Origin of the sequence: Oerskovia enterophila (assembly GCF_001692445.1) — a bacterium.
Lineage (GTDB): Bacteria > Actinomycetota > Actinomycetes > Actinomycetales > Cellulomonadaceae > Oerskovia > Oerskovia enterophila.
Genome location: NZ_MAQA01000009.1, coordinates 1 through 13092, shown reverse-complemented (window position 1 = coordinate 13092; position 13092 = coordinate 1). Strand labels below are relative to the sequence as shown.

At 73.3% G+C, this 13092-nt stretch carries 12 protein-coding genes; 7 read left to right on the top strand and 5 right to left on the bottom strand.

Going from position 1 to position 13092, the window contains the following annotated elements:
• Positions 1-139 precede the first annotated feature (139 nt).
• From OERS_RS05375 to OERS_RS05350, 6 genes are all read left to right on the top strand, one after another.
• Complete coding sequence (locus OERS_RS05375) at positions 140-1288, top strand: hypothetical protein (RefSeq protein WP_068625027.1); 1149 nt, start codon at positions 140-142, stop codon at positions 1286-1288.
• A 205-nt stretch (positions 1289-1493) separates the two neighbouring features.
• Positions 1494-2231: a hypothetical protein gene (locus OERS_RS05370; protein WP_248948376.1), complete on the top strand. Its 738-nt coding sequence runs from the start codon at positions 1494-1496 to the stop codon at positions 2229-2231.
• Entirely contained in the window at positions 2224-2529 is a 306-nt protein-coding gene (locus OERS_RS05365) for a transcriptional regulator (protein WP_056644484.1), read from the top strand. Before OERS_RS05370 ends, OERS_RS05365 begins: the two co-directional genes overlap by 8 nt.
• Positions 2526-3782, top strand: a complete 1257-nt coding sequence (locus OERS_RS05360) for an ABC transporter ATP-binding protein (RefSeq protein ID WP_322788281.1) — start codon at positions 2526-2528, stop codon at positions 3780-3782. The genes OERS_RS05365 and OERS_RS05360 overlap by 4 nt, the downstream gene beginning before the upstream one ends.
• Positions 3779-4582 (top strand): ABC transporter permease, encoded by an 804-nt coding sequence (locus tag OERS_RS05355; protein ID WP_056644487.1) that lies wholly within the window; start codon positions 3779-3781, stop codon positions 4580-4582. The genes OERS_RS05360 and OERS_RS05355 overlap by 4 nt, the downstream gene beginning before the upstream one ends.
• A 341-nt stretch (positions 4583-4923) precedes the next feature.
• Complete coding sequence (locus OERS_RS05350) at positions 4924-5457, top strand: hypothetical protein (protein WP_139107710.1); 534 nt, start codon at positions 4924-4926, stop codon at positions 5455-5457.
• Positions 5458-5619: 162 nt separating this feature from the next.
• On the opposite strand, the gene OERS_RS05345 is transcribed toward OERS_RS05350, so the two are convergent.
• The 3 genes from OERS_RS05345 to OERS_RS05335 all read right to left on the bottom strand — a co-directional run bounded on the left by OERS_RS05345 (position 5620) and on the right by OERS_RS05335 (position 9575).
• Entirely contained in the window at positions 5620-8460 is a 2841-nt protein-coding gene (locus OERS_RS05345; RefSeq protein ID WP_068625025.1) for a heavy metal translocating P-type ATPase, read from the bottom strand.
• A 378-nt stretch (positions 8461-8838) separates the two neighbouring features.
• Positions 8839-9207, bottom strand: a complete 369-nt coding sequence (locus tag OERS_RS05340; protein ID WP_068625024.1) for a heavy-metal-associated domain-containing protein — start codon at positions 9205-9207, stop codon at positions 8839-8841.
• Between the two features lie 26 nt (positions 9208-9233).
• A complete protein-coding gene (locus OERS_RS05335) occupies positions 9234-9575 on the bottom strand; it encodes a metal-sensitive transcriptional regulator (RefSeq protein WP_082608341.1) in 342 nt (113 codons plus the stop codon).
• A gap of 270 nt (positions 9576-9845) precedes the next feature.
• Between OERS_RS05335 and OERS_RS05330 the strand changes: the two genes are divergently transcribed.
• The gene (locus OERS_RS05330) at positions 9846-10433 is read left to right on the top strand and encodes an HdeD family acid-resistance protein (RefSeq protein ID WP_056644498.1); all 588 of its coding nucleotides are present in this window, start codon (positions 9846-9848) and stop codon (positions 10431-10433) included.
• Positions 10434-10606: 173 nt separating this feature from the next.
• On the opposite strand, the gene hemL is transcribed toward OERS_RS05330, so the two are convergent.
• Together hemL and hemB are read right to left on the bottom strand one after the other, a co-directional pair.
• Positions 10607-11977 carry a glutamate-1-semialdehyde 2,1-aminomutase gene (gene hemL / locus OERS_RS05325; protein WP_068625023.1) on the bottom strand — a complete coding sequence of 457 codons (1371 nt, stop codon included), beginning with the start codon at positions 11975-11977 and terminating at the stop codon, positions 10607-10609.
• Positions 11978-11982: 5 nt separating this feature from the next.
• The gene (hemB, locus tag OERS_RS05320) at positions 11983-12945 is read right to left on the bottom strand and encodes a porphobilinogen synthase (protein WP_068625070.1); all 963 of its coding nucleotides are present in this window, start codon (positions 12943-12945) and stop codon (positions 11983-11985) included.
• Positions 12946-13092 lie beyond the last annotated feature (147 nt).

Sequence of the window (13092 nt, the reverse complement as noted above, 5' to 3'; positions counted from 1 at the left end):
GGAGTGCCGGGAGGAGTGGTCACCTGGTCGTTATAGCACCCCGTGCGAAGGCGCGCCGAGCGGTCTTCACACAATCCTCGTGGGTTGGTCAACAGGCGTCCGGGGGGCGTGCAGACCCGTTTCCTACGCTGGGAGGACCGTGACTTCGAACAGACCCCCCTCCATCAGCCCGACCGCCCGAGACGACTCTGCAGCACCGAACGACCCCGCCGACGACCTCGACGAGAAGCCGCCAGGCATCAGCGTCACGCAGGTCGTGGCGAGCGCGCTCGCTGCGGTGAGCTCGACGGTCCTGCTGTCGTACCTGGGGGTCGCCGGGACGATCATCGGTGCGGGCATCGCCTCGGTCCTGACGATCGTCGGGAACAACATCTACACGCGCTCGATCCTCAAGACGCGACGCCAGATGAAGGCGGCGCTCCAGGCGGGCGTGGTCCTGCCGGTCGGCAAGAACGGGCGCAAGGTCCTGCTGCCGACGCTCGCGGGTTCGCACGGACAGGGCGCCGGGGGCTCGGACGGCTCCGCCGGTGAGTCGGGGGAGGGCACGGACGCGACCGGGGGTCGCGGCACCGCGGTGCTCCCCGCGGTCGGCGACACCGCGCGGCTCGGCGACACTGCGGTGCTGGGCCCCGACGACCTCGAGGGCACGCACCTCGACGACCTGCGCACCGCGGCGGGCGCGCAGGCAGGGGACGGGCCCGACGGCGCCACGGACCGTCTGGAGGACGGCAGCGCCTCGGGCGACGGGGAAGCGGGCGACGAGCCGACGGACTCGCGTCGGCCCAGCCGGCGGACCCTGATCCTGTCGACCGTCGCGGTGTTCGTCGTGCTCCTCGTGGGCGTGACCCTGGTCGAGGTGATCGCCGGACGGCCCCTGAGCGAGATCCTGCGCGGCGAGGAGGGCTCGGGGACGACCATCAGCCACGTCGTCTCGCGCGAGCCCGCCTCGACCGGGGACACCGGCGACACGACGGGCGGCACGACCGATCCCTCGACCGACGTGCCGAGCTCGGGCACCACGCCCAGCCCGGCGCCGAGCGAGAGCGTGCCGGCCCCTGCACCGACCGACCCGCCGACCACGGTCCCGGACCCCGATCCCACCACCCCGGTCACCCCGGCCCCGGACCCGACGCCGGGGACGGGTGGGGACACCGGCGGCTCGGGTGCCGGTTCGGGCTCGGGAGGCACCGACCTCGAGCAGCTGCCCGGTACAGGGACGGGCAGCGGGACCGGGAGCGGCACGGGCGCGGAGGGTGCCGCGGGCACCTCGGGTTCCGCGACGTCCTGACGCGCACCAGGTCCGTACCTGCCGACGCCGAGAAGTGAGTAGATGCCCCTGATCCACGCGGATCAGGGGCATCTACTCACTTCTCGGCGCAGGCGGCTCGCGTTTCCCGTGCCCGAGACCCCTTGCGCTCGACCGCTCCTCCTGGCAGGCTACAAAGTAGTTTGCAGCGCAAACCACGACCGTCGTGGTGAAGAAGGAGCCCCCTGTGCCCGCCCAGAATCCCGACCAGACCGCCGGACCCGTCCAGGAGCCCGACGACGACCTGCCGCTCGACCCTGCCGAGAGCCTGCGCCTCATCGCGGCCCAGCAGGAGAAGGCCAAGGACGTCGAGCCCGACGGCCGTGTCCTCTACGGGGTCTGGGGGCTGGCCTGGCTGCTGGGCTACACGACGCTCTCCGTGAGCTCGCTGCGCACGGCCGACGCCGCGGGGGCGGTGACCGGACCGACCGGGGCGGGTGGCGCCGTCGGGCAGCCCGAGCCCTGGGCCTTCCTCGCCTTCAGCTTCCTCATCGTGAGCGCCGTGGCGATCACGATCGTGCACATCATGACCCGCGTGAGCGGGGTGCGCGGGGCGAGCGCCCGCTCGGGCGCGCTCTACGGCTGGGCCTGGTTCATCTCGTTCGCCGCCATGAGCATGGTCCTGGGCGGCCTCGCCCGGGCGGGAGCGAATCCCGAGGTCATGGCGCTCGCGAGCAACTCCCTGTCGTGCCTGGTGGTCGGGATCATGTACCTCGCCGGTGGGGCCATGTGGCAGGAGACGCGCCTGTACGTCCTGGGCGTGTGGATCCTGCTCGTCGCCGGGGCCGCGACGATCGTGGGGCAGCCAGGCCTGTACCTCGTCATGGCCGCCGCGGGCGGCGGCGGGTTCCTGCTCATGGCGCTCGTCGAGCAGGTGCTGCGTCTGCGGACCCGGCGCCGGATCGCGGGAGGCGCCCGTGCCTGACGTCGAGCTCGACCCGGTCATCCATGCCCAGTCGCGCCTGCGCGTCGTCGCGACGCTCGCGGCCCTCGGCGCGGGCGACCAGATCGCGTTCCCCAAGCTCCAGAAGCTGCTCGACATGACCGCGGGCAACCTGTCGACACACCTGCGCAAGCTCGAGGACGCCGAGTACGTGACGGTCACCAAGACCCACGAGGGCCGCACGCCGGCCACCTACATCAGCTTGACCCCTCGGGGGCGCCGCGCCTTCGAGGTCTACACCGAGTCCCTGAGCACGCTCCTGAGAGGAGCCGGATCGTGACCACCCAGCACCCAGCCGCCGGACGGGAGACCCCGCCGACCACCGCCCGTCCCGCCGCGCGAGGAGGTTCGGCACCTGGCGGGTCCCTCGTGTCCGCGCAGCACGTGACCCGCCGCTTCGGCGACGTCGTCGCGCTCGACGACGTGACCCTCGAGGTCGGGGCCGGCGAGCTCGTGGGCCTTCTGGGCCCCAACGGCGCCGGGAAGTCGACGCTGCTCTCGCTCGTGAGCGGGCAGCGCAAGCCCGACTCGGGCGTCGTGCGTCTGTTCGGCGGCAACCCGCGCGACGCCTCGTCCCGGCAAGGGCTCGGCCTGACGCCGCAGGAGACCGGGCTGCCCGCGACGCTCAAGGTGCGCGAGGTCGTCGACTTCGTCGGCAGGCACTACGCGAACCCCGTGCCCACGGGTCAGCTGCTCGAGCAGTTCGGGCTGTCCGAGCTCGCGGGGCGCCAGACCGGGGCCATGTCCGGCGGGCAGAAGCGGCGGCTCGCGGTCGCGCTCTCGCTCGTCGGGCGGCCCCGGGTCGTGCTGCTCGACGAGCCCACCACGGGGCTCGACGTCGGGGCGCGCCAGGCGTTGTGGGCCGCGATCCGCGAGTACCACGCGGGCGGCGGGACCGTGCTGCTCACGAGCCACTACCTCGAGGAGGTGCAGGCGCTCGCGCAGCGCGTCGTCGTGATCGACCAGGGCGTGGTCAAGGCCGACGACACGCTCGACGCGATCCTGCGCCGCGTCGGGCTGCGGCGCGTCGTCGTGCGCAGCTCCGCGGACCTGGGGACCGACCTGCCGGGCGTGGTGCGTTCGGAGCGGACCGCTGAGGGCGGTGCGGGGGGCGCCGGGGGAGCCGGCGGATCCGGTGGGGCCGCCGCGGTGGAGAGCGGGGCCGGAGCCGGGGGCATGGGAACCAGGGATGCCGGAACTGTTGCCGCTGGCTGGCGCTACGAGCTGTACACGGCCGACGCCGACGAGCTCGTCCGCACGCTCGTGACCTCGGGCCTGCCGTTCCACGGGCTCGAGATCCGGGGCGCGAGCCTCGAGGAGGCGTTCGAGCAGATGGTCGCGAGCGGCCCTGCGGGTGGTGCTCCTCCGGGACGCGCACCCGGGACCGGCCGGCCGGCCCGCGCCTCGCGCCCGACGAGCACCGGGCTCGTCAGGCCCGACGCGCCCCCCTCCCGCGGTGACGCGGGAACCCCGACGGGCGTGGCGCCGTCGGGCACCCTGGACCGGACCTCCGAGGAGGAGAGCGCGCGATGAGCACCCTCGACGCAGTCACCACGACCCCCGGCGTGAGCGGGCGTCCGCCCAGCGCCGCGACCCTCACCTGGATCCACCTCAAGTACCAGTTCCTCGAGACCGTGCGCGTGCCGATCGCGGTCCTCGGGAACCTGCTGTTCCCGGCGCTCGCGATGTTCTTCTTCGTCGTGCCGCAGAAGGAGGTCGCGGACAACCCTGTCGCGGCGACCACGGCCGTCGCGTCGCTCGGGCTGTTCGCGATCTGCTCCGCGAGCCTGTTCACGTACGGGCTGGGCGTCGCGGAGGACCGGGCGCTGCCGTTCGACCCGTTCCTGCGCTCGCTGCCGGCGGGCCCCGCGCCGCGCATGATCGCGCGCATCCTCAACGGCGGGATCTTCTCGCTGTTCGGGCTCGTGCCGCTCATCCTCATCGGGTGGTTGCTGACCGCGGCCACCGTGACGTGGTCGCAGCTGCTCGCGGGAGTCGGGACCGTGCTGCTCGTGTCGGTGCCGTTCGTGCTGCTGGGCATCGCGATCGGGTACTCGCTCTCGGCCAAGGCCGCGCTGCCCGTGGTGCAGGTCATCCTGTTCCCGCTCGCGTTCGCGGGCGGCCTGTTCCTGCCGCCGTTCCTGTTCCCGCCGTGGCTCGACACGATCTCGATGACCACCCCGACGCGTGCCGGTCGCGACCTGCTGGTCCAGGCGCTCACGGGCGAGCCGGCGTACGCGCTCGCGTGGGTCGTGCTGGTGGGATGGACCGTGGTGTTCGCGGTCCTGGCGGTGTGGGCGTACCGGCGGGACGAGGGGCGCCGGTTCAAGTAGCCCTCTGGGTGCTGACGAGGTGCCGACGAGGTGCCGACGAGGTGCCGACGAGGTGCCGAGAACGAGGTTGCGGTCGCTATCCACTGGAAAGCGACCGCAACCTCGTTCTCGACAGCGCGGAACCTCGTGCTCGGCAGGACGAACGACCACCGACTGAGCGAGGGACCTCTTCTCCTCGGTCCGCCGAGCACCGCCACGCTTCTCCAGCTCGCACGTGCTGATCGGCCGGGCACGCGGTCGGTGCCGACCGATGGGCAGTCCTCCCCGTTGAGCCCTGGGTCCATGGCCGCTACTGTTCCCAGGCGGTGGTCGCCGGACCGCCACGACGAGAGGTGGAACCCGTGGCGTGGTGGGAGGACGAGAAGCCGAGCCTGGCCGACCAGCTCGCGGACTCGAGCAGGCCGACGAGGTCGGCCTCGCGCTACACGACCGATCACTCCCGCAGCTGGGGGACGGTGCCGCTGTGGCTGCTGCTCGGGGCGGCGATCACGGTCGTCGGCGGTGCCGTGCTCTGGTCCTCGCAGTCGGCCGTGACGGTCTGCCTCGGCGTGACGGTGCTCGCGCTGGGGCTGTTCTACCTGAGCCAGTACGGCGTCCTGGCCTTCTACGCGCTGCAGGTCGGCCGGCTGCGCGATCGGCGGACCGCGGCGGCGCTCGCGCACGAGCCCCCGCCGGCACTGACCGACGACGACGTCCGCCAGTTCCACGTCCCCGTCCGCCCCTCCTTCGCCGGTCCTGCGCGCCTGGGGCTCCTGGACCCGGGGGAGGGCCCGACGCCTCCGGCGATGCGGGTCGCCCGGATCGTCGGGGGCTCCTGCACGGCAGTCTTCATGGTGGGGGCGGTCGCGACGATCGCGGCCGGCTGGGCGTCGTAGTCCTGACCGGCACCGTCGAGCCCTCTCCAGGTGCCGAGAACGGGGTTGCGGTCGTTATCCGGTGGATAGCGACCGCAACCCCGTTCTCGACTGCGCGGAACCTCGTTCTCGGCACCCCGGCAAACCCCGCCCGCGCAGAACCCCGCCCGCGCAGGCCCGTGCTCAGCCCGCCGAGCGCAGCCGCAGCGAGTTCCCGACGACGAGCACCGAGCTCATGGCCATCGCCGCCCCCGCGATCATCGGGTTGAGCAGGCCCGCCGCCGCGAGCGGGATCGCCGCCACGTTGTAGGCGAAGGCCCAGAAGAGGTTCTGCTTGATGATGCGCAACGTCTGGCGCGAGAGCCGGATCGCCGTCGCGGCCGAGCGCAGGTCGCCGCGGACCAGCGTGATGTCGCTCGCCTCGATCGCGACGTCGGTGCCCGTGCCCATGGCCAGCCCCAGGTCAGCGCCGGCCAGTGCTGCGGCGTCGTTCACGCCGTCCCCGACCATCGCGACGACCCGACCTTCGGCGCGCAGGCGTGCGACGACGTCGACCTTGTCCTGCGGCAGGACCTGCGCGATCACGTCCTCCTCCGCGATGCCGACCTGCCGGGCGGCGACCCGCGCCGCGCCCGCGTTGTCGCCCGTGAGGAGGAGGGGGCGCAGGCCCAGCTCGCGGAGCTCGGCCACGGCCTGGGCCGAGGTCTCCTTGACCGGGTCGCGCAGGACCAGGACGCCCTGGGCGGTGCCGTTCCAGGCGACGACGACGGCGGTCGCGCCCGTGGACTCGGCCTCGTCGAACGCGCGGCGCAGGTCGGTCCCCGCGGTGCCGGGGCGAGCCTCGTCCTCGGGGCTCGAGGGCTCCGAGGCGTCGAACGTGATGCCCTGCTCGGCGAGCCACGACGGGCGTCCGACCAGGACCCGCTGCGCGTTGAGCGCTCCCGCGGGGGACAGGCCCGAGTGCGCGGTGCGGACCAGGCCGCTGACCCCGCCACCGGGAGAGCTCACGAAGTCGAAGACCTGCGCGGAGCCGATCACGACGCCGTCGGCCCCGGTCTCGACACCCCCGGTCTCGACCCCCGCCACGGACGAGTTGTCAGAGCTGGGCCGGGGGATAGCCCGGTGTACTTCTGACACCTGATCGGGGGAGGCCGCGAGAGCCGCTGTCCCGACCTGCTCTGCGACGGTGCCGCCAGCACCGGCAGGCACCTCAGGAGCAGCCGACCCCGGTCCGACCCCCGCGACCCGCGCCGCGGCAGCCGCGACGGCCTGCGCGATCGGGTGCTCGCTCAACCCTTCGACAGCGCCGGCGAGGCGCAGGGCGTGGTGAGCGGCGCCGTCGGGTCCCTCGCTCGACGAACCAGCAGCAGCCCGCGCCGGCTCCGACGACAGGTCGAGCTCGCCGTCGCGCGTGACCACACGCTCGAGGGCCATGCGCCCCTGCGTCACGGTGCCGGTCTTGTCGAGCACGATCACCTCGACGCGGCGCGTGGACTCGAGGACCTCGGGGCCCTTGATGAGGATGCCGAGCTGCGCGCCGCGGCCCGTCCCGACGAGCAGGGCCGTCGGCGTCGCGAGCCCCAGGGCGCACGGGCACGCGATGATGAGCACGGCCACGGCCGCCGTGAACGCGAACTGCGTGCTCGCCCCCGCGAGCAGCCAGCCACCCAGGGTGAGCACGGCCAGGACGAGGACGATCGGCACGAACACGGCCGAGATCCGGTCCGCGAGGCGCTGCACGGGAGCCTTGCCCGTCTGCGCCTGGCTCACGAGGCGACCGATCTGCGCGAGCGTCGTCTCCTCGCCGACGCGCGTCGCACGGACGAGCAGGTGGCCCGAGGTGTTGACGGTCGCGCCGGTGACGTCGTCGCCCGGCGTCACGTCGACGGGCACGGGCTCGCCCGTCAGGAGAGAGGTGTCGACGGCGGAGCTGCCCTCGACCACGACGCCGTCGGTCGCGATCTTCTCGCCCGGGCGGACCGTGAACAGGTCGCCCTCGCGCAGGGCGGTGACGGGCACGCGCTCGGTCACGCGCTGACCGTCGGGCCCGGTCGTGACGCGCTCGGCGTCCTTGGCGCCCATCGCGAGGAGCGAGCGCAGCGCGTCGCCGGCCTTGCGGCGCGAGCGGTGCTCGGACCAGCGGCCCGCGAGGAGGAACGTCGTGACGACGGCCGCGACCTCGAAGTAGAGCTCGGGCATCGCGGCATGCTCCCGCGACGGCAGCAGCGAGACCTGCATCTGCATGCCGATCTCTCCCGCGCCGCCCAGCAGCAGCGCCCACAGCGACCACAGGGTCGCGGCGATCACGCCGATCGACACGAGCGTGTCCATGGTCGAGGCGCCGTGGCGGGCCGCACGGAAGGCAGCGGTGTGGAAGGGCCACGCGCCCCACGTCACGACCGGCAGCGCGAGGGCCGTGACGACCCACTGCCAGCCCGGGAACTGCAGCGCCGGGATCATCGACAGCAGCACGACGGGCAGCGTGAGGACCGCGGCGACCTTGAGTCGTCGGGCGAGGTCGGCGCCGCGGTCGCGCGTGGGGGCCGAGGTGTCGGTCGCGGCCGGGGCCGCGTCGGACATCGGGCGAACCGAGGGGCTCGCCGGTGCGGACTCGGCCGCGGCGGGCGTCGAGGTCCCGGCTGCGGGAGTCGCGACGCCGACACCAACCCCGGCCCCGGCAGCACGAGCGCCCGTCACCACGCCGCCGGTGGGCGCCACAGGCTCAGCGACGGGCGCCGCAGCAGCCGCCTTCGCGGCAACCGCTGACGCGGCGACGCGCCGTCCCGTGACCCGCGCCTGGTAGCCCGCCTTCTCGACCGCTGCGACGAGCTCGGCGTCGGTCACGCCGTCGGGCAGCACGACGTGCGCGCTCTCGAGCGGCAGGTTCACGGTGGCCTGGGCGCCGTCGACGCGGTTGAGCCGCTTCTCGACGCGCGCGACGCACGACGCGCACGTCATGCCCTCGATCGCGAGGTCGACCTCGACGAACGTGGGGCCAGCGGTCAGGCCGGTGGGGGTGGTCATGGTTGCTCCTGGGAGGTCCGGTGATGCGTCCGGCGGGTCTCGCCGGGTGGGGTTCTCCGTCGCGGGCCCGCTGTTCGCGGGCGGAGGACGGTGGGGGCGCTCCACGAGCTGTCGCGGGTCACGGTGTGCGACCGTCGGTCCAGCGGGCGGCGTGGCCGAGGCGTCGGCACGCGGCATGCGGGTGGAGCGGTGCCCGACGGCGGAGCGTGGGCCGGGCGCCCGGCCGGTGCTCCGTCGTCGGGCGGGTCGAGCGGTCAGGGCGTGCGTGGGGCTGGGGCCTCACGGGCGCTGAAGCCCACTGCGCGGATCAGTTGTCAGAACGTGGCCGGTGCATGGACCGGCGTGGTTCTGACAACTGATCCGTCGCGACCGGGAGCGTCAGGCCTGGGGGACCTGGAGGTCGTACGTCTTCACGGCCGGGGCCGCGTCCGCCGCGGAGTCCGTGCCGCAGCCGCAGCCGCAGTTGTGCGCCTTGCGGTCCGCGGCCTGCTCGGCCGACTGCGCAGCCTGGGCGTCGAGCTGGACCTCGTAGCTCGTGACCTCGTAGCCGGCCTCGTCCACGGCCTCGCGCAGCGCGGCCTCGTCGAGCGGGTCGTCCGAGAACACGGTGACCTCGGAGGCCCCGCCGACGTTCAGGTCCACGCTGATGTTCTCGACGCCGGCGACCGCGCCGACGTCCTTGGTCACGTGCGAGACGCAGTTGCCACAGGTCATGCCGGTGACGCCGAGGGTGGTGACGGTGCTCATGGGTGCTCCTTGAGAGGGGGTGGGTGTCAGCTGCGGACGAGTCGGGCGATGGCCTCGGACGCCTCGCGGACCTTGGCGGCGCCCTCGGCCTCGGAGGACCGGGCGGCGTCGACGACGCAGTGGCCGAGGTGGTCCTCGACGAGTCCGATGGACACCGCCTGGAGGGCCTTGGTCACCGCGGAGACCTGGGTGAGGATGTCGATGCAGTAGACGTCCTCGTCGATCATGCGGGCGATCCCGCGGACCTGACCCTCGATGCGGCGCATGCGCTTGAGGTAGGCCTCCTTGTCGGAGGCGTATCCGTGCGGGCCGGTGTGGGCAGGGGCAAGACCCGGCTCGACCGGGTGCTGGGTGGTCGTGTCGCTCATGCGGGGCCTCCGTGTTCGCTCTCGCAGATACCCCTACTGGGTACCACCCTCCAAGGTACCCGGGAGGGGTATCCCCTTGTCAAGGGGCCGAAGGTCCCGCGCAGGCAGCCCGTGCCCCCCCGGCCGCGCACGCGCAGCCCGCCCTCTGCGACGAATGCGACGTTCGCCACGACATCGTGCCGTTTCGGGTGTTCGATGAGAACCGAACAGCCCGCACGGACGGTGCTCCAGCGTTCCTGGCGGGACTCGACCCGACGTCAGGAGCCCACCATGACAACGCAGGACCCGATCCTCACAGCCTTCTCCTCCGCCGCCAAGCAAGTCTGGTACTGGCCCGTGATCCGCGGCGTGATCGCGATCCTCTTCGGCATCGTCGCGCTCGCGTGGCCGGAGATCACGGCCGTCGTCTTCATCTGGATCGTCGCGATCTTCACGCTCGTCGACGGCCTGTTCGAGATCGTCGAGGGCATCCGTCGCCGGGGGACCGGCGGCACCGCAGCGCTCGTCACGGTCGGCCTCGTGAGCGTCGCGGTCGGCATCGTGCTGCTCGTGTGGCCCGGCAAGACCGCCGAGGTCCTCGTGTGGATCGTGGGTCTGTGGGCCGTGGTCCTCGGGATCTTCCAGGCGATCGCGAGCATCGAGCTGCGCAAGGTCCCCGGCAGCGGCTGGGGCTGGGGAGTCTTCGCGGGCCTGCTGTCGCTCGTGTTCGGTCTGCTCGTGCTCTTCAACGTCGGCGCGGGTGTCGTGTCGATCGTCTGGATCCTCGCGATCGTGGCCCTCGTGTGGGGCATCTCGCTCATCGCGTTCGGCTTCCAGATCCGCAGCCTCGGCAAGAAGGCCGGTCAGGTCACCTACTGACCGGCCAGCGTCGGTCGAGCGCCCCTCGACCGGCGGGGCCGCCTGCCGCGCCGTGCACCACGGCGCGGCAGGGCGTGAGGTGAGCGGCGCCGTCGGGCACGGAGGAAGGTGCCCGACGGCGCCGCTCACCCACCAGGCCCCCTCACCCCGCGCCCGGGCCGGGTGTGCAGGGCTCAGGCCGTGGCTCGCGCCGCGGCCTTCGCTCCGTCCGGGAGCGCTGCGAGGATGCGCTCGACCGCGGCGTCGTCGTGCGCCGACGACACGAACCACGCCTCGAAGACCGACGGCGGCAGGTTGACCCCGGCGTCGAGCATCGCGTGGAAGAACGCCTTGTAGCGGAACGCGTCCTGGGCCTGCGCCTGGGCGTAGTTGCGGACCCCGGCCGCGGCGGCGAAGTCGCCGAACATGATCGAGAACAGGTTGCCCGAGCGCTGCAGGCGGTGCGCGACACCCTCGGCAGCGAGGGCCGCGCTCGCGGCGTCCCCCACGACCTGCGCGACGTGGTCGACGCGCGCGTACGCGGCGGCGTCGGCCAGGCGCAGCGTCGCGAGGCCCGCCGCGACCGCGACCGGGTTCCCCGAGAGCGTGCCCGCCTGGTAGACCGGGCCGAGCGGCGCGAGCTGGTCCATGATCGAGGCCGGTCCGCCCAGTGCCGCGACGGGCATGCCGCCGCCGATGACCTTGCCGAACGTGAAGAGGTCGGGTGTGTACTCGGGGAGGGCGCCCGCGACCATGCCCGACTCCAGGCCCCACCAGCCGCTCGGACCCACGCGGAAGCCCGTGAGGACCTCGTCGAGGATCAGCAGCGCGCCGTGCGCGGACGTGATGCGGCGCAGGCCCTCGTTGTAGCCGGGGGCCGGCGGGACGATCCCCATGTTCGCCGGGGCTGCCTCGGTGATGACCGCGGCGATCTCCGAGCCGCGCTCGGTGAACGCGCGCTCGACGGCGTCGAGGTCGTTGTAGGGCAGCACGAGGGTCTCGGCCGCGCTGGCCTCGGTCACGCCGGCCGAGCCGGGCAGCGCGAGCGTCGCGACGCCCGATCCCGCCTCGGCGAGCAGCGAGTCGACGTGCCCGTGGTAGCAGCCCGCGAACTTGATGATCAGGTTGCGGCCCGTGAAGCCGCGCGCGAGGCGCACCGCGGTCATGGTCGCCTCGGTGCCCGTCGAGACCAGGCGGACGCGCTCGGCGGCGGGGACCCGACGGCGGACCTCCTCCGCGAGGTCGACCTCGCCCAGCGTCGGGGCGCCGAACGACAGTCCGCGCGCAGCGGCGTCCTGCACGGCCGCGACGACTGCTGGGTGCGCGTGGCCCAGGAGCGCGGGACCCCACGAGCACACGAGGTCCACGTACTCGCGGCCCGTGACGTCGGTGACGTACGCGCCACGCGCGCTCGCGATGAACCGCGGGTCGCCGCCGACCGAGCCGTAGGCCCGCACGGGCGAGTTCACGCCGCCGGGGATCGCGCCCTGGGCGCGCACGAACGCCTCGTGGTTGTCGTGGAGGGTGGTCGCGTGCGCCGGGGAGCCGGCGGGGTGGATCGTCATCGGTGTCACCGAATCCATTCTGCGATCTCGAGGGCCCAGTAGGTCAGGATGATGTCGGCGCCCGCGCGCTTGATGCCGAGCACGGACTCCAGGACGGCGCCGCGCCGGTCGATCCAGCCGTTCGCGGCCGCGGCCTCGATCATCGCGTACTCGCCCGAGACCTGGTAGGCGGCGACGGGGACGTCGCTGCGCTCGGCCACGGCCGCGAGCACGTCGAGGTACGAGCCCGCGGGCTTGACCATGACCATGTCGGCGCCCTCGGCCAGGTCGAGGTCGGCCTCGCGCAGGCCCTGGCGGAAGTTCGCGGAGTCCATCTGGTAGGTGCGGCGGTCGCCCTGGAGCGTCGAGTCGACGGCCTCGCGGAACGGACCGTAGAACGCGCTCGCGTACTTGGCGCTGTACGCCAGGATGCTCACGCCCGCGTGCCCGGCGTCGTCGAGGGCCTCGCGGATCACGGCGACCTGGCCGTCCATCATGCCCGACGGCGCCACGACCTCCGCGCCCGCCTCGGCGAGCGCGCGGGCCATCGAGGCGTAGCGGACGAGGGTCGCGTCGTTGTCCACGACCAGGTCGCCGTCCGGGCCGGTCGTCAGGACCCCGCAGTGCCCGTGGTCGGTGAACTCGTCGAGGCACAGGTCGGCCATGACGACCGGTCCCGGTCGGCCCGTGCCCGCGGCGGCGTCCCGGGCGGCGTCGCGCGCGATGCGGACGGCCCGGTTGAGGATCCCGTCGGGGGCGTCGGCCTGCGAGCCGGTCGCGTCGCGGTGCTCGGGGATGCCGAACAGCATGACGCCGCCGACCCCGGCCGCGGTGGCCTGTGCGACGGCCTCGGCGAGGCTCGCCTCGGTGTGCTGCACGATGCCCGGCATGGACCCGAGCGGCTTGGGCGCCGTCAGGCCCTCCTTGATGAACAGGGGGAGCACGAGGTCGGCGGCGTGCAGCCGGGTCTCGGCGACGAGCCGGCGCATCTGCGGGGTCGAGCGCAGGCGGCGGGGACGGATCACGGGAGGTTCCTGCCTTCTGTGGGGGATGGGTTGTCAGAGCTGGGCCGGGGTATGGCCCGGTGTGCTTCTGACGACTGGTCGAGGGGGGCCGGGGACGTGGGGGTGCTGGTG